Source organism: Rhizobium sp. 25PS6 (assembly GCF_032464655.1).
Lineage (GTDB): Bacteria > Pseudomonadota > Alphaproteobacteria > Rhizobiales > Rhizobiaceae > Rhizobium > Rhizobium laguerreae.
Genome location: NZ_JAWDIV010000006.1, coordinates 18,472 through 42,991, shown reverse-complemented (window position 1 = coordinate 42,991; position 24,520 = coordinate 18,472). Strand labels below are relative to the sequence as shown.

The window sequence follows — 24,520 nt, the reverse complement described above, 5'->3', positions numbered from 1 at the left end:
GCGGCAAACCGCAAGTCTTGCGAGGGCCGGCCGCGGTCGATCGGCGGGGATATCGGCAGCTTTCACCGCTTGCGGGCCTTATTATATGAGCTTTCTCGGACGTATATATTCGGGCCGAAATCGACGAAGGCATGGCAGCCGGTCTTTTATCGCCTTTTCTTCTCTGTTATGAGATTGACGTTTTCGTAAACGTCAATGGAGGTGATGACCATGGCCCTGCCCCCGATCCTGAGGGATAGATTGAGACTGCCGGTCATCGGCTCGCCGCTCTTCATCATCTCGCATCCGACGCTGACGCTGGCGCAATGCAAGGCGGGCATCGTCGGCGCCTTTCCGGCGCTGAACGCCCGGCCGGAAAGCCAGCTCGACGAATGGCTGGCGGAGATTACCGAGGAGCTCGCCCGCCACGACGCCGCCCATCCCGAGCGGCCGGCCGCGCCCTTTGCCGTCAACCAGATCGTCCATATGTCGAACAAGCGGCTGGAGCACGACCTTACGCTCTGCGTCAAATACAAGGTGCCGATCGTCATCTCCTCGCTCGGCGCCGTGCCGGAGGTCAATGCCGCCGTGCATTCCTATGGCGGCATCGTGCTGCACGACATAATCAACAACCGCCACGCCCATTCGGCAATCCGCAAGGGCGCCGATGGGCTGATTGCGGTGGCGGCCGGCGCCGGCGGCCATGCCGGCACGCTTTCCCCTTTTGCCCTTGTCCAGGAAATCCGCGAATGGTTCGACGGGCCGCTGCTGCTGGCCGGCGCCATCGCCACCGGCGGCGCCATCCTCGCCGCAGAAGCGATGGGCGCCGACATGGCCTATATCGGCTCGCCCTTCATCGCAACGCAAGAAGCCCGCGCCGCGGACGCCTACAAGCAGGCGATCGTCGAAGGTGCCGCCAGCGATATCGTCTATTCCAATTACTTCACCGGTGTGCACGGCAACTATCTCAAGCCCTCGATCGTGGCTGCCGGCATGGACCCCGACAACCTGCCGCTTGCCGATGTCTCGAAGATGGATTTCGAGCAGGCTGTCGGCGGCGCCAAGGCCTGGAAGGACATATGGGGCAGCGGCCAGGGCATCAGCGCCATCAAGGCCGTCGAGCCGGTGGCCAAACTCGTCGCCCGGCTGGAGGCCGAATACAGGGCGGCGCGCGCCCGGCTGACGCTGTGAGGCGCTCTCCCGCGCCTCCCCTCTTTTTTGCCAAAGCCATGACAGGGTGCTTGAAATCTTCCAACAATGCCTGTATCAGCGCCATGCAAATCGCAGGCCGCATGCTTCGGCCGTGAAACGCCGCTTTAGCTCAGGTGGTAGAGCACATCATTCGTAATGATGGGGTCGCAGGTTCGAGTCCTGCAAGCGGCACCATTTATCTTTTCACGACCTTAGATTCTCCGGGAAAACACGCTGTTTCCCTTGGTTTTTGGTAACCACCAATGGGTAACGAGCGACGGTACCTATCTGTCGTTGGCGATGCATTTCGCCCTCTTTGCTCGTCATGGAGTCGACGATAGTTTCAACGGATGTCTGGCACATTGAGCACCGTCGCGAGGTGCTGGAGCTGTACGGTAAGGTTTCCGTGCGATGGGCGGCGCTTGATCTTCTGCTGGTCGGCGTTCTCAGCATAGCTCTCGAAAACCGGCCGGCCGCCCACGACCTGATCTTCAACGCAGCAGGATCTGGAAAAACTCGATTGGATGCGTTCAATCGCGCAATCGGCGCCTCCCGCTTCACACGGGAGGAAAGAGCTGCCTCACTCGAACTCACAAGAAAGGCCGCTGATCTACTTAGCGCGCGGAACGAGATCATTCATGCGCCACTGGTTATCGGCCTCTCTATTGATGGGAGCAAGATTACACCGACGCTGAACAAGCTCGGCAGGCAAGGCAAGGAACAGCCTCTAGCCGTATCGAAGATCGAGAAGCACGTTAAAGCGATCGGTGACATCCTCAGCAAGCTTGAACGTTTGGCGGAGAGCTTGGACTTAAAATACGACCCTATAGACCCTGATGATCTGTAGTTAGCTGAAAGGCAGCCTCACACACGGCCGTGTGTTTCGCCACTCCGAGCTGGTGACGATCACTGTCAAGGCCTTGACGTCAGCATCGCGCATTGGAAGTGACAAGCATCAATATCCGTGGACGGCAAAAAACTACGTGCGGCGTGCGACTGGTACAAGGACCACGCCGGAGAACTTTATAGGGACAGTCAAATGGAATTTCGTCTTGTTTTTGACGGAGACCTCCGTCCACGAAAGCGATCAAACCTTCAAGACATTCATCAGATCCGGATGACAATTCATCCTCAGATGGAGGCGTTGTGGCAACACGAGCCGCTCTCTGACCTTCCCGCGTGGCAAGATGAGAAGAATCCAAGCAATCTGAGCGCTAGAACCGTAATTGACGAACAAGTTTTCATTTCGATCGTCTCAAAAGGCCTCTTCATACAAGCTGAGCTAGATATCCTACTCTTGCGCGCTCAGCCGCCTGGTATGCTCGTCTCAAACGTGGGAGATATAGATAACCGCATCAAGACACTTTTCGACGGCTTGAGAGTGCCAACCAAAAGTGAGGTAAACAACCTCAGGGCAAGCGGTGCGATAACGAAGCAGAAAATCTTCTGCCTGATGGAAGACGATAACCTAATCAGCAAACTCAGTGTTTCCACTGATCGTCTGCTCGGGGAATCGAAAGACACTAATCGCACCCTTGCGATCATAAATGTGAAGCTTCGTCCGACACGAGTCACTATGGGGAACTTGGCCTTGATCGCATGACACAGGTTGACTTCTTTGAGACTCCAGCAGGGCAGGTCTTGGCGGGCGCGCATCGCTATTTATGCGCTGCGAAGGAACTCCGTGATTCCCTCACATGGACGGAACGAGCGAAACTTCTGCAGGCGCCAACGATCCATCTACTGGCGCACGGCGTAGAGCTCCTACTGAAATACTCATTGCTCTCATCAGGTTTGTCACCTGACGACGTCCGAAAGCAATACGGCCACGACCTGGTGAAGCTCTGGAACCACGATGCGAACAAAGTTGTGCGTCCGATGGTGCTCGCAAGAGCCGACGAAGCGTGGGAAGAGGCTCGCGTATCAGGAAGATGGCAGGCTGATAACTTTGACCGCGATCCGAAGGCAGAGCTGAACTCCGCGCTTGATCAGTTAAATTTCTTGCACGGACGGGACAGCGGTTTTGCACTCCGGTACCTCGTTGCGCCAAACACCCGGGCGCCCAGGCCGGCATTTCTGATTGACGTTTTCGGCGCTGTCGCCGAGAGGGGAGCCAAAAGCCCGCGGTCTCTCACAGAGACTTGGTAATAATCATCAATCAAAAGCAGTTCGCACTACGACATGAAAGTGGATCAATGAACGTTTGGCAAACCGGTTTTCTGAGGACATCCTGCTCTCGGTCGCGAAATCATTTGGTGATACGAAGTTTTCCACCTTGGATAGGGAACTCGAATCAGTGGAAATGCAGGATCGATGGATGAAGATCACGGCCTGGCCCTCAATTCAGCGAGGCGGATTTCAAGGAACTCGATCTGATCTCTGATCGGAAAAGCGTCCCAATCAAACGACCGTGAAAACCGCAACCCCGCCAGGAACAATGCCACCCCCGTGCCGGTTTCCTCCCGTGAGACAACAAGCATGGAGAAAAACATGTCCTGCAAGTTCAGCGCGATATCACTGCTTTCGATCGGTCTGGCCGGCTCGGCGCTGGCGCAGACGGCTGGGGGTGCGGATGCCAATGGGCGGCTTTCGGTGGCGCCTGTAATCGGCGGATCGGGGAGTTCGGGCGCCGGTTCCGCAGGCGCCGGGTCAACTGGCACTGGTTCTGTCGGCGGCGGTGCAACGGGCACCGGGTCTGTCGACACCGATTCCGGCACCACCGGCAGCACGACCGGCACTGGCGGCGTCAATCTCAACAGCGGCCGCAGCACGATCAACCCCGGCGGGGTCAATCCCAACCTGCAGCAGACACCGGGTTGCACCAGCGGCAGCGCGGATACCGGCTCGCTCGGCGAGGCATGCCCGCAATGAGGATGAGGTGATTGTTCACCTTACCTTCTGACAAAACGAAGGCCCGGAGCGGAATGGCGCCGGGCCTTTGCTTTCGGCCGAAACTTCCCTGACATCACGCGAAAACAACAGGTGCTGTCAGAAACCGATCGCGGCCTGCTTTACCGGCGGGGCTTGAGGTCGTAAAAGGACGGCATCACTCCGCAAGCGGCACATCGCCCCACATCTCGCCAGCCTGCCGATATTTCCGGCATCTGCGGAGCACCCGAAGAGGATCGTCATGTCGAATGCAGCGCAACGCTCGAACCGCGTGCTTATCGTCGCCACTATCATGCTCGCGACCTTCATGGTGGCGATCGAGGCGACGATCGTGGCGACCGCGATGCCGCGCATCGTCGGGGAGCTCGGCGGATTTTCCTATTACAGCTGGGTGTTTTCGGCCTTCCTCTTGGCGCAGTCGACGACGACTGTTATCTACGGCAAGCTTTCCGATATTTTTGGGCGCAAGCCGGTGGTGATCGGCGGCATCCTGATCTTCCTCGTCGGCTCGCTGCTCTGCGGGCTTGCCTGGTCGATGATGTCGCTGGTGCTGTTCCGACTGCTGCAGGGGCTCGGCGCCGGCGCCATCCAGCCGGTGACGATGACGATCATCGGCGATCTCTTCAAGCTAGAGGAGCGCGGCCGCGTGCAGGGCGCGATGGCGACCGTCTGGGCGACCTCGGCCGTCGTCGGGCCGCTTGCCGGCGGCATCATCGTCGACAATATCTCCTGGGCCTGGATCTTCTGGATCAACCTGCCGATCGGCGTCATCTCGATCATCGCCTTCATGGTCTTCCTGAAGGAGGACGTGGCGCACAAGCAGGTAGAGATCGATTACCTCGGATCGGTGCTGTTTTCGATCTCGATCGTGGCACTTCTCGTCATCCTGACGGAAACCGATGCGAGCGCCTGGATCCTGCTTTCGCTTTTCGCCGTTTTCGTGGTCACGGGCCTGCTCTTTCTCGCCCAGGAGAAGCGGGCGCCGGAGCCGATCATTTCGATCCCGCTCTGGAGCCGAAGGCTGATTGCGACCAGCAATGCGGCGACGCTGCTGGCCGGCATGGCGCTGATCGGGCTTTCGACAATCCTGCCGCTCTATGTGCAGGGCGTGCTCGGCCGCTCGCCTCTTGTCGCGGGGTTCACGCTCACCATGCTCGTCGTCGGCTGGCCCTTGGCAGTGATGCTCTCCAGCCGCTTCTACAGGGCCTTCGGCATCCGCCGCACGCTACGCGTCGGCAGCCTGATGTTTCCTTTCGGCGCCTGTTTCCTGTTGTTCCTGACCCCTGAGAGTTCGCCGGTCGTTGCCGGCGCCGGCTCCTTCTTCATGGGCTTCGGCATGGGTCTCATCAGCCTCACCAGCCTCGTGCTGGTGCAGGACAGCGTCGAATGGTCGATGCGCGGCAGCGCCACGGCCTCGATCATCTTTGCCCGCAGCCTCGGCAATACGCTCGGCGCCACCGTGCTCGGCGCCATCCTCAATGCCGGCATCAATCACTATGCGAACGGCGAGGCGGCAGCGGGCCTGCACGAGGTGCTGAACCAGCCGACCGGGCTTTCAGCACTCGCCGGCGATCCGGCGATCCGCGCCGTCTTCAATGCGGCCCTGCACTGGAGCTTCTGGGGCGTGGTCGTCGTCGCGGTGCTGACCTTCTTCACCACCTGGCTGATCCCGGTCGGGCCAAGCCAGAAGCGCGAGGCGGCAGTCGTCGCCAGCGAGGCGGCTTCACATTAAAGCGGTTCAGCCGTTCGGCGCGACTTAGGTATGAGGCTCTGATGGTTTACGATCTTCACATCACCCGTAAAGTAAATTGGTTCGACGCGTCTCCGTCGATCACTCTCGACGATTGGCTCGAATTCGTCGCCAATGATCCGGAAATTCAGCGCCGCGGCTTTGCTGAAACTCCTACCGCCGATGGAGGTGTTCTACGGGTGGAACAGGCGGGCATGTGCGTCTGGAACGGATATTCACCCGGCAAAAATCGGGAAAACGCCGCATGGCTTTGGTGGAGCGGAGGCAACATCGTTGTCAAAAATCCTGATCAAGAAATCCGGCGGAAAATGTGGCTTATCGCCCAATCTCTCGAAGCCGAAGTCCAGGGAGAAGAGGGAGAATATTATGGCCGTGATGGCGAGAGCATCGTGACGCCGGCGAAAGCCATACTCGCGCCTAAGCCTTCGATGCCTTCCGATCCGAAGCGTCCACGGTGGAAATTCTGGTAGATTTGGAACGACGCTGTTCTGCGCTGCGTTGCTCCACCGGTGGATTGTGTTGGGAGAGTTGTCGAACGATGAGTGTTTTCGTTTTGCTCCTCAACAACCCGATCTTGCGGCTCCTCGACGAGGATGGAAGTGCGGTGTCGTCATCGACGCCACTCTCCCGCTCACCGTCGTTGTCGACGAGATTCTGAGGCTATCGCGTGCCTGTGATGACCGTTGCCGTCGAGCGAAGGCGAACCTTGCCATCGCTGACGGATTGGAGAGCCAGCTCCAGGACCTCGCCGCGGATTTTATCCCGTGTTGCCGCATCTGCCCTGGATAGTCCAGCGACAACCGGCGCGGCGACCTCGGTCATGAAGTCCCAGTAGCGCGCTGGGGTATCGTGCACCATCGTCGCCGACACCTCTTCCTCGGAGACATCGAGAAGGCCCGCCTCTCTGAAGGTCTCCACCATCATGCCTTCCCCCGCACAGCGGAACAAGCCCGGAGAGCCGGGTGGTGGCGAGGGCATTTCCACGTGGCGGGCGATCGTGCCCATGATGGTGGTCGCCCATGAATTTTTGGCAGGAGTGCTCCAGACTGCGGCGCAGACGCGCGCACCGGGCTTTGCTACGCGTGCCATCTCCCTGGCGGCGGCAGCGATATCAGGGAAGAACATAAACCCAAACCGGCACAGAACGGCGTCGAAACTGGCATCCGCAAAGGGCAACGCTCCCGCATCGCATAGGCGAGTTTCGAAGTTTTTGAGGCCACGTTTGGTCGCATTTTCTGCGGCAACAGTCAGCATATTTTCCGAGAGATCGGTTACGACAACATGGCCGTCCGGGATTGCCGCCGCCGCCGTCAGGCCGGGTTCGCCAGTGCCAGCGGCTATGTCAAGCACGCTAACGCCGTTGGAGAGATTTGCGCGCCGGAGCATGGTGTCACCAAACGGCGCAAGCCAGCCGAGAACCAAGCTGTCCCATTTCTTCCAGCCAGCGGAAAACTTGTCCCAGGTCTCACGTTGCTGGTTACGGATATCGTCGAGATTTGCTGACATGCACCGGCCCCCCTTACGTTCAACCGGCAAAGCCGGGAACGTCACTATGCGCCGCTGATGGTGGGATTCAATGGAAATAAGCGCCATCGGGCCAATCGCCAGGCATGACCACGCCTGTTGGGACGGAGTGATTGAATTGACCAAGACTATTGGAGCTTTTATACAATAGCTTTTGCGAAACTCCGGATTGGCCGAAAATAATCCTTATAAATCAACGGGCTTCTCCTGGATGGTGTCAAATCAAGAAAGCGGAACCAGCGGATTGCCGAAGCGATACAGCCCGGCTGTATGCATCAGCCATGGAGAAACAAAATTATAAAGATCATGGTCTTGCTGCACAGCGCCGATGGCATGGCTTGGCAGTCTCCCCCTAAAGGCACCAGCCTGAAGACATTGAACGAAGCCGAAGAGCAAGGCTTCATCTTGATCCGCGGGGAATTTCAGAAACGGCAATTCCGTTTGACAGAGCTGGGCTCCAACTATGTCGAGCGCGACAAGCGACGTCTCGAAGCGCGCAAGCTCTGAACCGATACCGCCTGCTAAGCGCGAATTAAACGCACAAGCCAGAGCCCCGACGGCCGAAAGGCGGGCCTGACAATGGCGCGTCGCAACGGGAGCGGTCATCCCCGCATAGGGAGTACCAGCTTACAGGCCATCCTGGATATCGAAGCGGACGATCTTTTCGCCTTCCATGCGGAAGATATGCGTCACCGTCTTGTCCTCAAGGCCATGACTTTGCCCTTCCAGCGGCCGGCCATCGAGGTCAAAGACCGACTGGATCACCTCGACAGCAACGGCGTCATCTGGCGTTTCTTCAAATGCCACCGGCTCGACGTGAGGACTGATGACGGCCCACTGGCGTGTCCAATAATCGCGCACGGCCTCACGGCCATGAACGTGGCCGCCATCCATGCCGTTGGCCCAGGCGACATTATCGGAAAGGACGGCAAGGACAGCGTCGATGTCTCTGGCGTTGAAGCTGGCATAGATGCGCTTGATCATTTCGACGTCGTTATGAGACATGTTGTTTCCTCTCTGGAGATTGAAACATTCGCTGTGCGGCATCGAAACGGCCTTGCCTCATTCCGCACCTCAATATACATACGTACATATATATCTCGCGGTCAAGCGCAGGCAAGGGGTGATCGGAATTGGACGAAGACGTGCTTTCTACGCCGGGGCATCTCATCAGTCTTGCGGCGCGGGGGTTCGCCCGCCTCAGCGAGTCACGCCTTAAACCGCTCGGCTACGGTGTCGGCCAGTTGCCTGTCCTGGTCGCGCTGCAGAATGGCAAGGCCAGCACGCAGCGCGACCTAGCCCGCTTTGCCAGGGTCGAGCAGCCGCCGATGGCGCAGATGCTCGCTCGCATGGAGAGGGATGGCCTGATCCAGCGGACACCCGATCCCGCTGACGGTCGCAGCAGCCGCATCGTGCTGGCGAAGGCTGCACAGGAACGCATGCCGGAGGCGATTGCCGCCTTGTTCGAAGGGAATAAAGAGGCATTGACCGGCTTCACGGATGCGGAAGCGGAGCAACTTGTCGATCTGCTCGAGCGGCTGATCGAAAATCTGGATCAGATTGCAAGTGCGCAATCCGCGGTGCAGTTTTAGAAGCACGACTGGGCTTATGAGAGGAAGGCTTATGCACAAAGGATCCTGCCTGTGTGGTGCTGTAACTTTCGAGATCGAAGGTGATCTTCGAGCGCCGGACGCGTGCCATTGCTCCAAATGCCGAAAACAATCCGGCCACTTTTTCGCTTCAACCGACGTGCCAAGACGTCAGATCACCATCCGGGGAGGCGAAGGTGTTACCTGGTATCAATCCTCAGAGAAGGTGAGGCGCGGATTTTGCGGGGTATGTGGGTCATCGCTGTTTTGGGATCCACCCCATCACGACTGGATTGCTGTCGCGATGGGCGCATTTGATGGCCCGACCGAAACCAAATTGAAAATACATATCTTTGCCGCTGACAAAGGCGACTACTACGACATCACCGACAACCTGCCCCAGAATGCGCAATAGGCAATGGTTGCTCGCCCGCGAGCGACCTTCAATTTCCATTCCGGGGCTGCGGCGCCTTATTCGAGATCGTGCTACCCTTCTGCGGGGAGCGGCGGTTCTCCAAGACGCGTGAGAGCAAGTTCCCCTTTCTCTTGCGCGGGATGAGATCGATATCGCTGACAAGCTTTGCACCGCCCCGGCGGCGCTCCAGGGTGATCTTGCGGCTATGGAAGGCTTCCAGCTCAGCGCGATGCGCGACGCTGATGATGGTGACATCAGGCAATTCATCGATCACCATCTGCATCATCTTGTCCTGGCTCTTCTCATCGAGTGCGGACGTTGCTTCATCCAGCACGATGATATCGGGTTGGTGCAGCAGGAGACGGGCAAAGGCCAGCCGCTGCTTTTCGCCGCCCGACAAGGTCTGGTCCCATGGCGCGTCTTCCTCGATCCTCTCTTTCAGATAATCCAGTCCCACCTTGTCGAGGGCCGACTTGATCTCATCCGGCGGCCAATTATCGGCGGCTCCGGGATAGGCGACGGCACGGCCAAGCGTCCCCGAAGGAATATAAGGTCGTTGCGGCAACATGAACAATCGCCTGTCGGCGTGGAAATCGACGCTGCCGCCACCCCACGGCCAGAGACCGGAGATGGCCCGCACCAGCGTGCTCTTGCCCGACCCGGATTCACCTGCGACGAGCACCCGCTCGCCGGGCTCGATCTCGACCCGGGTTTCCTTGACCACCGCAGTGCCATCGTCAAGCGACACGGCGAGATCGTTGAGGCTGAGCATCGCCTCGCCTTCGGTTTCGCCATGCTTGATGCGTCCGAGCGAGTCGCTCTGTTCGGCGCGCTCAAGGCCGTCGAGCGACATCATCAGCGAGGCGACGCGACGCGCGCAGGCGTTCCAGTCGGCAAGACGCGGGTAGTTGTCGACCAGCCAACCGAAGGCGGTCTGGACGATGGCGAAGGCAGAGGCTGCCTGCATGACCTCGCCCAGCGTCATGCTGCCTTCGAGAAATTTCGGCGCGCAAAGCAGGAGCGGCACGACAGGGGCAATCAGCATCGACCCATGCGACACGAACGTCGTGCGCATATGCTGGCGGGCAAGCAGCGCCCATTGCTTCAGCACATTGCCGAAGGTCTTGTGGAGGTCGTTGCGCTCCTCTTCCTCGCCGCCGAGCAGCGCGATGCTCTCGCCGTTCTCCCGCACATGCGTCAGCGTATAGCGAAATTCGGCCTCGACCTGGTTCTTGACCTCGGAAACCTGCACGAAATGGCGGCCGATCACGGCGATCACGCTTGAGGTGATCACGGCATAGAGGACCGCGGTGACGACGAGAAAGCCGGGAATGGTGATGGTCCAGCCTCCGATCGGCAGCGTCAAAGCGCCGCCGATCGTCCACAGCACGACGATGAAGGTCGAGGCCGACAGGAACGCCGCGATGACACCGGCGATGAAATCGACAGGGGCTTCGGTGGCGATCCTCAAATCCTCCGAGATGCGCGCCTCGGGGTTCTTGTGGTCGCCGCCGATGAGGTTCAGCTGGTAGTATCGGCCGTTTGCCAGCCAGCGCGCGATGACTGCGGTCGCCAGCCAGGAACGCCAGCGCCGCTGGATCATCATGCGAACAGCAACCTGCGTGGTGACAAGGGCGACGGTTCCGAGCACGAGCGGCACGAACACGCCGCTGAGGTAATAGACGGTGCCGGCGTCGTGCCGCTCTATGGCGTCGAAAATCGCGCGGTTCCAGCGATTGATCCCATACTGGAAGCCGACATTCATGCAGATCATGGCAAGCAGCCCGATCGACAACGGCCAGGCGAGCTTGTCCCCGCCACGGCCCCAGAAACGGCGCGCGCTGATCCAGAAGCGCTTGAGCAAATAGCGCTTGCGCGCGTGCTCGGCCTCCTCGGGCGTCAACTCCGGATCGGGTTCAATCATATCTGGCGGCGGCACGACCTCGACAGTCGATGCCTGCTCTTGGCGCGTCTTTTCGGCACCGTGCGGTTCGGTACCGTCGACCGATGTCGGATTGAGTTTAGCGTCGGCCATAAGCGCGATAACGGCTTACACATCGAAATGTTTCATAAGACTGATGGCTGTCCCGTTTGCACGAATGGCTGCCCCTCACCCTAGCCCTCTCCCCGCTCGCGGGGCGAGGGGACGTGCCCCGCGAGAGGCTGTGGGGAGCCGAGAGGTCGCAAAATATCCCCTTCGCCCCGCAAGCGGGGAGAAGGTGCCGGCAGGCGGATGAGGGGCTGGCATCGGCGATCTCTGGGCCGAGATGTCCCACCCTCAGGCGGTTTCGGTGGCGACCTGCGGCAGGGATTGCAGCAGGGTCTGGCGGGCGGAGTGCAGATGCGCTCGGCAGGCGGTTTCGATCGCTGCCTGGTCGCCGGATTCCAAGGCTGCGATATAATCCAGATGTTCGTGGATGGCGCGCTCGTTGCGCTGGCGGGCGGCGGTTTTGTTCCACTGGTAGTGATAGTGGAAGACGATGGCGATGGCGTCGTAGAAATCAGCGATGAAGCGGTTCTTCGAGGCGCGATGGATCAGCAAGTGGAAGCGCTCGTCGAGGACGGAGAAATCCTTGAAGCGCTGGTTGATGTCGGCAAGCATGGCGTGATGTTCGTCGCGCATAGCGGCAAGATCGGCCCAGCTCTGATTATCCCTGGGAAGCCGGCCGAATTCTGCGGCGGAATGCAGTTCGAACATTTCGCGCACATCGGCCAACTCAAGCGCGAATTCGCGGGTGAAGCCTTTGAGCGTCCAGTGGCTGTTCGGGCGTTTCTCGATGAGGCCGAAGCGGGAGAAGCGGATCAGGAATTCGCGGACGCTGGTGGTGCCGGTGCCGATCTCGCGGGCAAGCTCCAATTCGTTGATCTGCATGCCGGGTGCTGCATCATCGGCAAGGATGCGCTGCATGAAGCTGCGCTCGATGATATCATGCAGGGAGTCGGTTTCTTCGGAGGGAAAGAGGTCGTGGTCTGTCGGCTGGCGCAGCACGATCTTCTGGCGCTTGTTCCAGCGGATGATGCCCTCTTCGCTGAGCCGCGTCAGGATGGCGCGCGCCGTCGAACGGCTGACGCCGAGCTGGGCGGCGATCTCCGGTTCCGAAGGCAGCGCGGTATCCGTGCGCAGGGCTACGGCATACCTGTTATAGGCTTCCTTGAAGACCGTATTCTGCCTTGCCACCAGACCCCGCTTTCCGCCCTCGTATCCACCGCCCCACTTCAAAGCAGGACAGAACAGACCGGGGCTTGTTCAAACGACCTTTAGCTTATTTCCGGTCGCCTGCGGCTCATTGCCTCCCTCGTCCACAGGATCAATATTCCCGTTGACTTGAAAATGTTTATTGTAGATAAAAAACAAAATCAATGCGCATTCGCCGATGCAGCGAGCGTTTCCCAGGGAGAATAAATTGGACAAACTGCCTTGGATCATCCTTTCGGCCGGTGACAATGTCGCGGTCGCAACGGCGGCAATCGCGCCGGGTTCGACGGTTGCCGGCATTCAGACCCGTGAGAAGATCGACCCCGGTCACAAGGTGGCGATAGCGGATATTCCGCTCGGCTCACCCGTGGTCAAATACGGACAGGCGATCGGCCGCACCACGGCCGAGGTCAAGGCCGGCGACCATGTGCACAGCCACAACCTGCATTTCGAAAACGACCGGCTGGCGGCGACCGCCAATTCGGCACCTGAAACGGCCACTGCCGACGACGTCGGGCGCACCTTCATGGGGTATCGCCGCGCCGACGGGCGGGCGGCGACCCGCAACTATATCGGCATCATCGCCAGCGTGAACTGTTCCACCACGGTCTGCCGGGCGATCGCCGACGAGGCGAACCGGACGATCCTGCCGCATTATGAAGGCATCGACGGTTTCGTGCCGATCGTGCACGACCAGGGCTGCGGCATGAGCTCGACCGGCGACGGCATGAACGTGCTACACCGGACGCTCGCCGGCTACACAAGGCATGTGAATTTCGGCGGCGTGCTGATGATCGGCCTCGGCTGCGAGGTCAATCAGCTGACGCTTTACGGCCAAAGTGGTGCAGGCGCCTCAAAGCGGCATTTCAACATCCAGGATGCCGGCGGTTCGCGCCGTGCTGTCGAGCGCGCCATGGGCATGCTGCGCGAAATCGCCGCCGATGTCGGCAAGGAAAAGCGCGTACCGATGTCGGTCGGGGAGATCATCATCGGCCTGCAATGCGGCGGCTCGGACGGCTTTTCCGGCATCACCGCCAATCCGGCGCTGGGTGTCGCGGCCGACCTGCTGGCGGCAGCCGGCGGCACGGCGATCCTTTCGGAGACCTCGGAAATCTATGGCGCCGAACATCTGCTGCGCAGCCGCGCCGTCAGCGACGAGGTGGCAAAGAAGCTCGACGACAAAATCGCCTGGTGGGAGCAGTACGTCGCCCTGCACGGCGCCTCGCTCGACAACAACCCCTCGCCCGGCAACAAGCGCGGCGGGCTGACGACCATTCTGGAAAAATCGCTCGGCGCCGTCGCCAAGGGCGGGCGCTCGCCGCTGACGGCGGTCTATGGTTACGCCGAGCGGGTCACGGCCCCCGGCCTCGTCTTCATGGACACACCAGGCTACGACCCGGTCTCGGCGACCGGCCAGGTGGCGGGCGGAGCAAACATGATCGCCTTTACCACAGGCCGCGGCAGCTGCTTCGGCTGTCGGCCGGCGCCGTCGCTGAAGCTTTCCAGCAATTCGGCGCTCTATGCCTCGATGGAAGAGGATATGGACATCGATTGCGGCACGATCGCCACCGGCGACGCGACGATCAGCGGCAAGGGCCGCGAGATCTTCGATCTCATCGTCGATACCGCCTCGGGCAAGAAGACCAAGAGCGAGATCTTCGGCTACGGCGACAATGAATTCGTGCCGTGGCATCTCGGTGCGACGCTGTAATCTTTGTTTTTAGGCGATCCCGGACGGAAAACCGCTTCACACTTTTCCTGGGATTGCTCGAGATAGTTCAGCTTCTTCGAGAGGAGGAATGATGAAGACGAGACGGATCGGCAAGACCAAGCTGGAGGTGACCGAAATCAGTTTCGGCGCAGCCGCTCTCGGCGGTCTCTATCGCGCCTGCCCGCGCGAGCAGGCGATGGACACGCTGCAGGCGGCCTGGGACAGCGGCATCCGCTATTTCGACGTGGCGCCCTGGTACGGGCTCGGCCTTGCCGAACGGCGGGTCGGTGATTTCCTGCGCGACCAGCCGGACAGCTCTTACGTGCTGTCCACCAAGGTCGGCCGGCTGCTTCGACCGGTGCCGACCGGCACCGTGCCTGATTACAGCTATGTCGATCCGCTCTCCTTCGATGCCGATTACGACTATTCCTATGACGGAATCATGCGCTCGGTCGAATTCAGCTATGCGCGGCTCGGCCTCAACCGCATCGATATCCTCTATGTGCACGACCTCGGCGTCTACACACACGGCGCGGCGAAGAATGCGGTCCACCAGAAGCAGTTTCTCGATTCCGGCGTGAAGGCGCTGGAGGAACTCAAGTCGTCTGGCGCGATCTCCGCCTTCGGCCTCGGCGTCAACGAAGTGCCGGTCTGCCTCGACGTCATGCGCCATTCCGATCTCGACTGCATCCTGATGGCCGGCCGCTACACGCTGCTCGACCGCTCGGCCGTCGCCGAACTGCTGCCGCTTTGCCGGCAGAAGGGCACGTCGCTCGTCGTCGGCGGCGTCTTCAACTCCGGCATTCTCGCCACCGGCCCGGTGCCGGGTTCGCATTTCGACTATATGCCGGCTGATGACGACGTGCTTGCCAAGGTGGGCGCCATGGAGGCGATCGCCAAACGCCACGGCGTGCCGCTGGCGGCTCCCGCCCTGCAGTTTCCGCTGCGCGAGGCGATCGTCGCATCGGTGCTGATCGGCACGGCGAAGCCTTCGAGCCTGACGCGCAATATGGAGATCGTCGAGCCGCGGCTTGCCGACGAGATCTATGCCGAATTCGAACCCTATACGCTGGTCGCGCCGCCGCTCGGCGCCGAAGCCGTCCGAGTCTGAGGAGAGATTATGCTCAAGGGTATTCATCCGCTGCTTGGCCCCGACCTGCTCCATGCGCTGAAGACCATGGGGCATGGCGACGACATCGTCATATCGGACGCCAATTTTCCCTCGGGGTCGATGGGCCCGCCGGTCATTCGCGCCGACGGCGTCAGCGCCACCGACATGGCCAAGGCCATCCTGACGCATATGCCGCTCGACACCTTCGTGCCGGAAGCGGCATGGCGGATGGAGGTGGTCGGCGATCCCGATGCGGTGCCGGAGGTCTGCGCCGAATTCCAGAAGATCGTTTCCAAGCACGCCGGCGATTTCCGCATCGTGCCGGTGGAGCGTTTTGCGTTTTACGCAATGGCGCGCAAGGCCGCCTACATCGTCGCGACGACGGAATTCCGACTGTACGGCAACCTAATTTTGAAAAAGGGCGTCGTCCATCCGCACGAGATCGACATGGCCTGATCCCTATTTTAGGATATCATGGTATTGGAATAAAATCAGTTGCTTGGCGGGAGTTTACCAAAGAAAAAAAGCCGGTTTGGCGCTCTTGCAATTTGATTGCGCCTCGGCTAGCTTCACCTGGCAAATGTTTTTTATCGATAAAAATCGTCCGCCTGCGTTCAACGGCCGATTTATTTGGAGGAGAACGCACCCTGAGAGGAGAACCCTTATGAGTATCGTGAAATCCCTTCTGTCCCGCCGCGCCTTTACCGCGCTCGCGGGCGCCGCAGTCATCGCCACGGCGATGCCGGCACCGTCGTTTGCCGCCGACGTGACGATCCCGATCATCGTCAAGGACACGACGTCCTTCTACTGGCAGATCGTTCTGGCCGGCGCCCGCAAGGCTGGCCAGGATCTCGGCGTCAACGTGCCGGAACTCGGCGCACAGGCCGAATCCGACGTCAACGGCCAGATCAGCATTCTGGAGAACGCCGTCGCCGGCAAGCCGGCCGCTGTCGTCATCTCGCCGACCGAATTCAAGGCGCTCGGCAAGCCGATCGATGAAGCCGCCAAGTCGGTTCCGATCATCGGCATCGACTCCGGCGCCGACTCCAAGGCGTTCAAGTCGTTCCTGACGACCGACAACGTCCAGGGCGGCCGAATCGCAGCCGACGGTCTGGCTGCCGCCATCAAGGGAATGTCGGGCAAGGAAGAAGGCGAAGTCGTCATCCTGACCAATCTTCCGGGCGTCGGCTCGCTGGAACAGCGCCGCGAAGGCTTCCTGGATCAGGTGAAGACCAAGTATCCGGGCCTGAAGGTGATCGCCGACAAGTACGGCGACGGCCAGGCAACGACCGGCCTCAACATGATGACCGACCTGATCACGGCAAACCCGAACCTCGTCGGCATCTTCGCCTCGAACCTGATCATGGCGCAGGGCGTTGGCCAGGCGATCGCCGAAAACAAGCTCGGCGACAAGATCAAGGTCATCGGCTTCGACAGCGACGACAAGACGGTCGGCTTCCTCAAGGATGGCGCGATTGCCGGCCTCGTCGTTCAGGACCCCTACCGCATGGGCTATGACGGCGTGAAGACCGCGCTTGCCGTCTCCAAGGGCGAGAAGGTCGAAGAAAATGTCGACACCGGCGCAAACCTCGTCACCAAGGCGAATATGGCCGATCCGAAGATCGACGCGCTGCTGAACCCGAAGATCAAGTAACAAAGACAGACAGGCCGCGCCGGCTTCAAAAACCGGCGCGGCCTTTTCCATCCGTGCTATGTTTTGCGGGGGATGGAGAGAGACGCGACACAAGGAGGAGAGGTCCCATGATCGGACTGGAAGAGGTCAGTCATCGCCATGATGACAGTGCGACGCTGAAAGAAGCCAATCGAATTCCCGCCGGATCGCCTATCCTCGAACTCAAGGGCCTGCAGAAGAACTACGGTCATGTGCAGGCGCTGAAGCCAGCGACGCTGACCTTTCTCGCCGGTGAAATCCACGCCATCGTCGGCGAAAACGGCGCCGGCAAATCCACCCTCATCAAATTGCTGACAGGCGTCATCACCCGCACGGCGGGCGAAGTGCTGTGGTGCGGCCAGCCGGTGGGGCTGTCGACGCCGAACGAGGCGATCGCCCGCGGCATCAATGCCGTCCACCAGGAGGTCGTGCTCTGCCGGCACCTGACGGTCGCCGCCAATCTCTTTCTCGGCGACGAGGTCAACCGCTTCGGCCTGATGCGCAAGAAGCAGATGGAGAAGATGGCGCAGGCCGTGCTCGACGATCTCGGCTTCGGCCTGCCGGCCGGTGCGCTGTTGAGCTCGCTGACGATCGGCCAGCAGCAACTGGTGGCAACGGCACGCGCGGCGATGCGCGGCACGCAGTTCCTGATCTTCGACGAACCCACGGCCTATCTGACTCGCCAGGAATCGGCGCAGCTCTTCAAGCTGATCCGCCGGCTGCAGGGCGAAGGCGTCACCATCGTCTATATCAGCCACCGCATGGAGGAAGTCTTCGAGCTTGCCGACCGTGTCTCGGTGCTGCGAGACGGAACGCATGTCGGCACGCGCCTGATCGGCGAGACCAACGATGCCGAACTGATCTCGCTGATGATCAATCGCTCGATCGAACAGATCTACCACAAGGAAGAAATCGCGATCGGCGAGACGATCCTCACGGTCAACGGCCTCTCCGGCCCGGGCTTCGAAGATGTGTCGCTCAGTGTCAAGGCAGGACAGATCGTCGGGCTCTACGGCCTGATCGGTGCCGGGCGCAGCGAATTCGCCCTCGGGCTCTACGGCCGCCAGCCGACGACATCGGGCGATGTCGAATGGATGGGCAAACGTGTCGACATCCGCAACGAACGCACGGCGATGGAGCTCGGCATTGCGCTGGCGCCGGAAAGCCGGCGCGACCAGGGGCTTTGCCTCAACCTGCCGATCGGCCTCAACATCAACTTACCGGTGTTCGGGCGGCTGAGCCACGGGCCTATCATCAATCACGCGCGCGAATCGGCCAATGCCGACCAGCAGATCCGCAATCTCAGCATCAAGACGCCGAGCCGGCGCGTTCCGGCCTCCAGCATGTCGGGCGGCAACCAGCAGAAGATCGTCATCGGCAAGTGGCTGAGCCATGGTGCCCGACTTTTCATCTTCGACGAGCCGACCGTCGGCGTCGACGTCGGCACCAAGGCGGAAATCTACCGGCTCTTCGCCAAGCTTCTGAAGGAGGGCGCCGGCATCATCCTGATCTCCTCCTACCTGCCCGAGGTCTACGAACTGGCCGACCGGCTGCACGTCTTCCGCGCCGGCAAAATCGTCGCGAGCCATGATTATCACGCGGCGACGCATGAAGAAGTGCTCAGCGAAGCGATCGGCGTCTGAGCCAAAAGAATAAGAGGGAGAAAATTCATGACTGCCACCCCCACCGAAATCGTCGCGCCGCCGCCGCGCCGGAAAATGAACATCCTGTTCGGCCTGACGCTGATCGGCCTGCTGATCTTCCTCTGGATCGTGCTTGGCGTCGTCACCCCGAGCTTCTGGACGCCGCTCAATATCTCCAACCTGCTGCGTCAGGGTGCGATGACGGCGATCCTCGCGCTCGGCCAGACCTTTGTCATCATCACCGCCGGCATCGACCTTTCGGTCGGCGCCATTGTCGGCTTCTGCACCGTGATCATCGCCTGGCTGCTGCAGGCGGGCGTGCCGGTCTGGGGTGCGATCGCGCTGACGCTGCTGATGGGTGTGGCGATCGGCGCCTTCCATGGCTTCGGCATCGTGCATATGGGCCTGCCGCCGTTCATCATCACGCTGGCAACCCTGACATCGCTGCGCGGCATCGGCCTCTTGATCACCAACGGTTCGACGATCAACATCACCAATGAGGGCTTCAGCAATTTCGCCCGCGCCGATTTGCTCAGTATTCCCAGCCTGTTCTGGATGGTCATCCTGGTGGCGGTCCCATCCTTCATCTTCCTGCATCTCAGCCGCTGGGGCCGCTATCTCTTCGCGGTCGGTTCGAACGCCGAGGCGGCGCGCCTTTCCGGCGTCAACGTCAAGGGCATGATCTACCTTGCCTATATCCTGTCTGCCTCCTTCGCCGCCTTCGTCGGCGTGCTGCTTGCCTCGCGCATCGCGATCGGCAATGCGACGCAGGCCGACGGCTGGGAACTGCAGGCGATTGCCTCCTCCGTCATTGGCGGCACCAGCCTGTTCGGCGCGGTCGGCTCGGTGCACGGCCCGCTGATCGGCGCCTTCATTCTCGCCACCATCAACAACGGCGCGAACCTTCTGAACGTCAACTCCTTCTGGCAACGTATTATCACCGGTCTGCTGATCATCGTGATCGTGTTCTTCGACCAGCTGCGCCGCCGCCGGAGCAATTGAGCGACAAGAGGCAGCCGGCCTGAACAAGCCGGCTTCTTCCATTCCAGGAATGCGAGATCCGTCATGAAAGCAGTTCTTTGCCGGGAGCCCGGCGTGCTCGATATCGTCGAGCGTCCTTCGCCAGCGGCTCCCGCCGCCGGCTGGGTGCGGCTTGCCGTCAGCCATGTCGGTATCTGCGGCACCGACTATCATATCTTCGAGGGCAAACATCCCTTCCTCGAATATCCGCGGGTGATGGGGCATGAGATCTCGGCAACGGTGCTGGAAGCCGGCGACGGCGTCACTATCGCGGTCGGCACGCCCGTTATCGTCAATCCCTATCTCTCCTGCGGGCAGTGTATCGCCTGCCGCCAGGGCAAGCCGAATTGCTGCACCAATATCAAGGTGCTCGGCGTCCATACTGACGGCGCCTTCTGCGAGGAGATTTCGGTTCCGGCCGAAAACCTCTATGCCGCCAAAGGTGTAAGCCTCGAAGCGGCGGCGACGACCGAGTTCCTGGCGATCGGCGCCCATGCGGTGCGCCGCTCGATGACCGGCGCCGGCGCGCGGGCGCTCGTCATCGGTGCCGGACCGATCGGGCTTGGGGCGGCGATCTTCTCGCGCATCGCAGGCCATCAGGTGACGCTGCTCGATACCAGCACCGAGCGGCTGCAGATGGCGTCGGAGCGCTTCGGCTTCACCTCCGGCATCATTGCCAACGAGGCGACAGCGGATGCCGTCCGGGAGAAGACCAATGGCGATGGTTTCGACGTGGTCTTCGACGCGACCGGTTACGGCCCTTCTATGGAGAAGGCATTTTCCTTCGTCGCCCATGGCGGCGCGCTGGTGCTGGTCAGCGTCGTCAAGGACGATATCCGCTTCTCCGATCCCGAATTCCACAAACGCGAGATGATGGTGATCGGCAGCCGCAACGCCACCCGCGTCGATTTCGAGCACGTGGCGGATTCGATCGCCAAAGGGCTAGTGCCGGTGGACAAACTCATCACCCACCGCACGACGCTTGCCGATGCGCCGCGCGATCTCGCGCGCTGGGCGCATGAGAAGAATGGGCTGATCAAGGCGGTGATCAGTATTGGGGACATGCCCCGTAAGGGGTAGGAGGGGAACGGAGAGGTCGCGGCATGTTCTCTTCTCCCCTCGGGGAGAAGGTGCCGGCAGGCGGATGAGGGGGCCATAGGCACATCCTTCACCTAAACCTATTCCACCAAGCCGATGGCAAGCGCCTGAACACGGTCAATCCGATACCGGCGCGGTCGAAGTCCACATAGGCGTTGTAAAAGACCGGCTTCGCCGGCCCCCTCATCCGCCCTACGGGCACCTTCTCCCCGCTGGGGAGAAGAGGGAATCGAGATGTTGCGGCCTATCCTTCTCCCGCAGTCGGGCTAACACGCCGCCTCAATCGCCCTGCGCATCTGCCTCACGACGGCGACATCCGTCTTGTTCGTGCTTCTCGCCTCGAAACCAAAAGCGACGGCGCGCGGATCGGCGCTTTCGACCGGTGAACTGCAGGAACCGTGGACCTCGCGGGCGCCGGTCGCCTTCAATATCTCGCCGACATTGGCGGGGCGGATGCCGCTGCCGGGCATGATGGCGATCCGGCCGGCGGCCTTTGCCGAAATGCGCTTCAGCGTTTCGATACCATCCGATGCCTTCAGCGCGCAGCCGGAGGTCAGGATGCGTTCGCAGCCGAGTTCGACCGCCTGTTCCAGCGCCTGATCGGCATTCGGCACCAGATCGAAAGCGCGATGCAGCGTCGAGCCGAGGCCTGCGGCATGCGCCTTCAAACGATGGATCAACGGCATGTCGAGCATGCCATCCGGCCGGTTGGCGCCGATGACGACGCCGGCAAGGCCTGATGTGCGCACGGCATCGATATCGATCATCATCGCCTCCTCGTCTACCCCGTCGAAGATGAAGGGGCCGGCGTGAGGGCGGATCATCGCGTAGATCGGGACGGGCGCCCTGGCGGCGATCCGCATGAGGCTCGGCAGCGGCGTCAGGCCGCCGAGTTCCAGCGCCGAACAGAGTTCGATACGCCCGGCGCCACCTTCGATCGCGGCGGCAAGGCCTTCGGCGCTGTCCACGCACACTTCCAGCAAGATCGTCACGCTGCGGTCTCCCTAACTCCGCCGGGGCTTAAGCCACGGCTGCGGTTTTGACGACCGCTTCCGACGTAATTCTCGCCGCCGCCTCGATGATGACAGTGCAGGCATCGGCGGCGGCTTTGCGATGGTTGAAGGCGACGTGATAGGACATCGGCAGATGCTGGTCGAGATCGACGATACGCACCTTGTCGGCAATCGGCATGGCGCTGACGCGGCCGAGGAAGGAAACGTAGCCATGATTGGCGACGAGGTCGACGATGACAGGCAGCGAATCCGCCGCGGTGATATCCTGGCCGCGCAGGCGCCGGTTGGGCGCGCGCTCGTAGCTGAAGGCCATGGCCGCATGGCCGAGGCCGGTGCGTGGGCTCGGCATACAGATCGCGTGGCCGGCGACGAGATCGGCGACGCTGGTCTCGGTACTGTCAGGCGGTGCGATCACCACCATGTCGGTCTGCAGCAATTCGCGATGGCGCAAGCTTTCCAGCCCGAAGACGGAATCCAGGATAGCGACGTCGATGCGGCCGCTCTTCAGCGCCTCGCGCAGATCGTCGGCGGTCATCGAGACCAGCGAGATGGCATTGTTGTTGCGGCGCATATTCCATTCCGCCACCAGCGTGCCCAGGCAGCGGGCCACCCAGCTTTCCGAGCCGGTCGGGATGATCGAGCCGATGCGCAGCGACCGGGCGGTGCGCCGATACCGTTCGTCGGCCGATGATTTGAGATCGTTCCACGCCTGGCTGATCGCCATGAAGATCTGGTAGGCGTGCCTGCCCTCCTCCGTCAGCACCGAACCCTGCGCCTGCCGCTCGAACAGGCGATGCCTCAGAAATTTCTCAAGATTGGCAAGCTGAAGCGAAAGCTGCGGCTGACCGAGGCGAAGGCGGCGGGCGGCCCGGTTGATGCTGCCCTGGTCGGCAACTTCGAGAAACCGCTCCATCGTGACGATCTTGACCGGAATGCGCGATGCCCAGGCCTCGTCGATCTCGGCGGTGGCGCCGTCGTGACCGGCCCATTGGCCGATCTCAGCGATCGCAGCCATGATCGGCTCCAGGCCTTCCAGCACCCTGCCGCTCGCAATCAGCGTCGCGAGCTCGCCGGAGGCGCGTTCCGTCAGCTTCATCGCCAACTCGGTCTCGAGATTGTGGATGGCCGTCGAGACGGTGGAGGGCGACAGCTGGAAGCGCCGCGCGGTCTCGCGGACCGAACCGGAGGTCAGGACATGACTTGCGATGAACAGGGCGCCAAGATGCAAACGGCCGTCTCCGGAAAACGCTGGAAAAACCGGACGATATGATGTGTTCATGAAAAAAGATATCCCTGCCTCCGGAGAGGCGCGCTATCGTTCGATCATAGAAAAATCCGGGCGGCGGGAATCCGCAACAGAGCCGGGAAATATCGTGGAAACACGCAAGGGAACAAAAACAAATCGCGCCGGCCTTGGAAAAGGGAGTGCGTTTCCGCGCGCGGAGGTGCATTCGCCGCCATAATCGTGCCGCGACTGCAAATACTGGAGGGGGCTTGCATCGATTTTTCGGGCATGCACGCTATTTCCATCACGCACGCAATTCCGGCATGATGGCGGCTTCACCGCCTTCGCCGGCGGATTTCCTATGCGCAGGCCTCCCGCCTGGGGCTGGGCCACTGCATAATTCCTTAAATCGGTATCGATTTAAGATAAAATTATGCAGCAATTCAAAGTGCTACAACGTCCCTGCACGTCCGAAAGACGTGCAGCGCTGTAGGTCAACGGTTTTTGAAAAAGGGGACTTTCCATGCTGAAGAAACTCGCACTTGCCGTTTCGCTCTCCGCCTTCGCAGCGGGTGCGGCTCATGCCGCCGACATCGTCGTCTCGTCGAAGATCGACACGGAAGGCACGCTGCTCGGCAACGTCATTGCGCTCGCGCTCGAAGCGAACGGCATCAAGACGCAGGACCGCATCGCGCTTGGCGCGACACCGGTCGTGCGCAAGGCGATCACATCAGGCGAAATCGACATCTATCCGGAATATACCGGTAATGCCGGCTTCTTCTTCAACAAGGCCGATGACGCCGCCTGGAAGAACATCGACCAGGGCTATGAGCTGGCGAAGAAGCTCGATTACGACGCCAACAAGATCGTCTGGCTGACGCCGTCGCCTGCCAACAACACTTGGGCGCTTGCCGTGCGCAGCGACGTCGCCGGCCCGAACAACTTGAAGAGCCTCACGGACTTCGGCAAATGGGTTGCCGGCGGCGGTGCCGCCAAGCTTGCCGCCTCCGCCGAATTCGTCAATTCGGCCGGCGCGCTTCCCGCCTTCCAGACGACCTACGGCTTCCAGCTGAAGCCCGACCAGATGGTCGTTCTTTCCGGCGGCGACACGGCGGCAACGATCAAGGCGGCCGCCGATCAGACGAACGGCGTCAACACCGCCATGGTCTATGGCACCGACGGCGCTATCGAAGCGGCCGAACTGACCGTTCTCGAAGACGACAAAAACGTGCAGCAGGTCTATGCCCCGACGCCGATCATCCGCGAAGAGGTGCTGAAGGCCAATCCGAAGATCGAGGAAGTGCTCTCGCCGATCTTCAAGAGCCTGACTGCCGACGAGTTGCGCAAGCTCAACGCCAAGATCCAGGTCGACGGCGAGCCGGCAAAGTCGGTCGCCGAAGCCTATCTGAAGGAAAAGGGCTTCCTGAAGTAGTTCATTGTCCGCTCCGCCCGGTTACGGGCGGAGCCTCCCTTTGCTGATGGGATTGGGCTGAC

General features: G+C 60.9%; 24 protein-coding genes and 1 tRNA gene. 19 read left to right on the top strand and 6 right to left on the bottom strand.

Going from position 1 to position 24,520, the window contains the following annotated elements; all coding sequences use genetic code 11:
- Window positions 1–210: 210 nt before the first annotated feature.
- From RWK44_RS10445 to RWK44_RS10415, 7 genes are all read left to right on the top strand, one after another.
- A complete protein-coding gene (locus tag RWK44_RS10445; protein WP_316028761.1) occupies window positions 211–1,170 on the top strand; it encodes an NAD(P)H-dependent flavin oxidoreductase in 960 nt (319 codons plus the stop codon).
- 119 nt (window positions 1,171–1,289) lie between these two features.
- Window positions 1,290–1,365, top strand: a tRNA-Thr gene (locus tag RWK44_RS10440).
- Window positions 1,366–1,486: 121 nt separating this feature from the next.
- Window positions 1,487–2,017 carry a hypothetical protein gene (locus tag RWK44_RS10435; RefSeq protein WP_131619448.1) on the top strand — a complete coding sequence of 177 codons (531 nt, stop codon included), beginning with the start codon at window positions 1,487–1,489 and terminating at the stop codon, window positions 2,015–2,017.
- Window positions 2,018–2,209: 192 nt separating this feature from the next.
- Window positions 2,210–2,773 (top strand): hypothetical protein, encoded by a 564-nt coding sequence (locus RWK44_RS10430; protein ID WP_131619449.1) that lies wholly within the window; start codon window positions 2,210–2,212, stop codon window positions 2,771–2,773.
- A gap of 887 nt (window positions 2,774–3,660) precedes the next feature.
- Window positions 3,661–4,041 (top strand): hypothetical protein, encoded by a 381-nt coding sequence (locus tag RWK44_RS10425; RefSeq protein ID WP_316028760.1) that lies wholly within the window; start codon window positions 3,661–3,663, stop codon window positions 4,039–4,041.
- Between the two features lie 259 nt (window positions 4,042–4,300).
- Complete coding sequence (locus tag RWK44_RS10420; RefSeq protein ID WP_316028759.1) at window positions 4,301–5,791, top strand: MDR family MFS transporter; 1,491 nt, start codon at window positions 4,301–4,303, stop codon at window positions 5,789–5,791.
- A gap of 41 nt (window positions 5,792–5,832) precedes the next feature.
- On the top strand, window positions 5,833–6,279 hold the full coding sequence (locus RWK44_RS10415) for a hypothetical protein (protein WP_316028758.1): 447 nt from the start codon (window positions 5,833–5,835) through the stop codon (window positions 6,277–6,279).
- Window positions 6,280–6,469: 190 nt separating this feature from the next.
- Here the strand turns inward: RWK44_RS10415 and RWK44_RS10410 are convergent, their stop codons facing one another.
- Entirely contained in the window at window positions 6,470–7,315 is an 846-nt protein-coding gene (locus RWK44_RS10410; protein WP_131663044.1) for a class I SAM-dependent methyltransferase, read from the bottom strand.
- A gap of 324 nt (window positions 7,316–7,639) precedes the next feature.
- Between RWK44_RS10410 and RWK44_RS10405 the strand changes: the two genes are divergently transcribed.
- Complete coding sequence (locus tag RWK44_RS10405; RefSeq protein WP_038613687.1) at window positions 7,640–7,840, top strand: hypothetical protein; 201 nt, start codon at window positions 7,640–7,642, stop codon at window positions 7,838–7,840.
- Window positions 7,841–7,960: 120 nt separating this feature from the next.
- On the opposite strand, the gene RWK44_RS10400 is transcribed toward RWK44_RS10405, so the two are convergent.
- The gene (locus tag RWK44_RS10400; protein ID WP_131663043.1) at window positions 7,961–8,338 is read right to left on the bottom strand and encodes a nuclear transport factor 2 family protein; all 378 of its coding nucleotides are present in this window, start codon (window positions 8,336–8,338) and stop codon (window positions 7,961–7,963) included.
- Between the two features lie 128 nt (window positions 8,339–8,466).
- Here RWK44_RS10400 and RWK44_RS10395 point away from each other — a divergent pair, with 128 nt between their 5' ends.
- Window positions 8,467–8,925, top strand: a complete 459-nt coding sequence (locus RWK44_RS10395; protein ID WP_131663042.1) for a MarR family winged helix-turn-helix transcriptional regulator — start codon at window positions 8,467–8,469, stop codon at window positions 8,923–8,925.
- Window positions 8,926–8,956: 31 nt separating this feature from the next.
- On the top strand, window positions 8,957–9,337 hold the full coding sequence (locus tag RWK44_RS10390) for a GFA family protein (protein ID WP_222009992.1): 381 nt from the start codon (window positions 8,957–8,959) through the stop codon (window positions 9,335–9,337).
- Window positions 9,338–9,365: 28 nt separating this feature from the next.
- Here the strand turns inward: RWK44_RS10390 and RWK44_RS10385 are convergent, their stop codons facing one another.
- Together RWK44_RS10385 and RWK44_RS10380 are read right to left on the bottom strand one after the other, a co-directional pair.
- Window positions 9,366–11,372, bottom strand: a complete 2,007-nt coding sequence (locus RWK44_RS10385; protein ID WP_316028757.1) for an ABC transporter ATP-binding protein/permease — start codon at window positions 11,370–11,372, stop codon at window positions 9,366–9,368.
- A 243-nt stretch (window positions 11,373–11,615) separates the two neighbouring features.
- Complete coding sequence (locus tag RWK44_RS10380) at window positions 11,616–12,515, bottom strand: GntR family transcriptional regulator (protein WP_003556178.1); 900 nt, start codon at window positions 12,513–12,515, stop codon at window positions 11,616–11,618.
- A gap of 226 nt (window positions 12,516–12,741) precedes the next feature.
- On the opposite strand from RWK44_RS10380, the gene RWK44_RS10375 reads away from it, so the two are divergent.
- From RWK44_RS10375 to RWK44_RS10345, 7 genes are all read left to right on the top strand, one after another.
- Window positions 12,742–14,244: a UxaA family hydrolase gene (locus RWK44_RS10375; protein WP_131627949.1), complete on the top strand. Its 1,503-nt coding sequence runs from the start codon at window positions 12,742–12,744 to the stop codon at window positions 14,242–14,244.
- Between the two features lie 91 nt (window positions 14,245–14,335).
- Window positions 14,336–15,355, top strand: a complete 1,020-nt coding sequence (locus RWK44_RS10370; protein ID WP_316028824.1) for an aldo/keto reductase — start codon at window positions 14,336–14,338, stop codon at window positions 15,353–15,355.
- Between the two features lie 9 nt (window positions 15,356–15,364).
- A complete protein-coding gene (locus RWK44_RS10365) occupies window positions 15,365–15,811 on the top strand; it encodes an RbsD/FucU family protein (protein ID WP_316028756.1) in 447 nt (148 codons plus the stop codon).
- Between the two features lie 208 nt (window positions 15,812–16,019).
- Window positions 16,020–17,009 (top strand): ABC transporter substrate-binding protein, encoded by a 990-nt coding sequence (locus RWK44_RS10360; protein WP_020048315.1) that lies wholly within the window; start codon window positions 16,020–16,022, stop codon window positions 17,007–17,009.
- 107 nt (window positions 17,010–17,116) lie between these two features.
- Window positions 17,117–18,670 (top strand): sugar ABC transporter ATP-binding protein, encoded by a 1,554-nt coding sequence (locus RWK44_RS10355; RefSeq protein WP_168283785.1) that lies wholly within the window; start codon window positions 17,117–17,119, stop codon window positions 18,668–18,670.
- A gap of 27 nt (window positions 18,671–18,697) precedes the next feature.
- Complete coding sequence (locus tag RWK44_RS10350; protein ID WP_003545129.1) at window positions 18,698–19,672, top strand: ABC transporter permease; 975 nt, start codon at window positions 18,698–18,700, stop codon at window positions 19,670–19,672.
- Window positions 19,673–19,735: 63 nt separating this feature from the next.
- Complete coding sequence (locus RWK44_RS10345) at window positions 19,736–20,770, top strand: zinc-binding alcohol dehydrogenase family protein (RefSeq protein WP_316028755.1); 1,035 nt, start codon at window positions 19,736–19,738, stop codon at window positions 20,768–20,770.
- Window positions 20,771–21,054: 284 nt separating this feature from the next.
- On the opposite strand, the gene RWK44_RS10340 is transcribed toward RWK44_RS10345, so the two are convergent.
- Both RWK44_RS10340 and RWK44_RS10335 read right to left on the bottom strand, forming a co-directional pair.
- Complete coding sequence (locus RWK44_RS10340) at window positions 21,055–21,780, bottom strand: copper homeostasis protein CutC (protein ID WP_131663036.1); 726 nt, start codon at window positions 21,778–21,780, stop codon at window positions 21,055–21,057.
- 28 nt (window positions 21,781–21,808) lie between these two features.
- Window positions 21,809–23,029 carry a LysR family transcriptional regulator gene (locus tag RWK44_RS10335; protein WP_316028823.1) on the bottom strand — a complete coding sequence of 407 codons (1,221 nt, stop codon included), beginning with the start codon at window positions 23,027–23,029 and terminating at the stop codon, window positions 21,809–21,811.
- Between the two features lie 49 nt (window positions 23,030–23,078).
- On the opposite strand from RWK44_RS10335, the gene RWK44_RS10330 reads away from it, so the two are divergent.
- Together RWK44_RS10330 and osmF are read left to right on the top strand one after the other, a co-directional pair.
- Window positions 23,079–23,264, top strand: coding sequence for an acetyltransferase (locus RWK44_RS10330; RefSeq protein ID WP_316028754.1), 186 nt, complete (start codon window positions 23,079–23,081; stop codon window positions 23,262–23,264).
- 285 nt (window positions 23,265–23,549) lie between these two features.
- Complete coding sequence (osmF, locus tag RWK44_RS10325; RefSeq protein WP_131663034.1) at window positions 23,550–24,458, top strand: glycine betaine ABC transporter substrate-binding protein OsmF; 909 nt, start codon at window positions 23,550–23,552, stop codon at window positions 24,456–24,458.
- Window positions 24,459–24,520 lie beyond the last annotated feature (62 nt).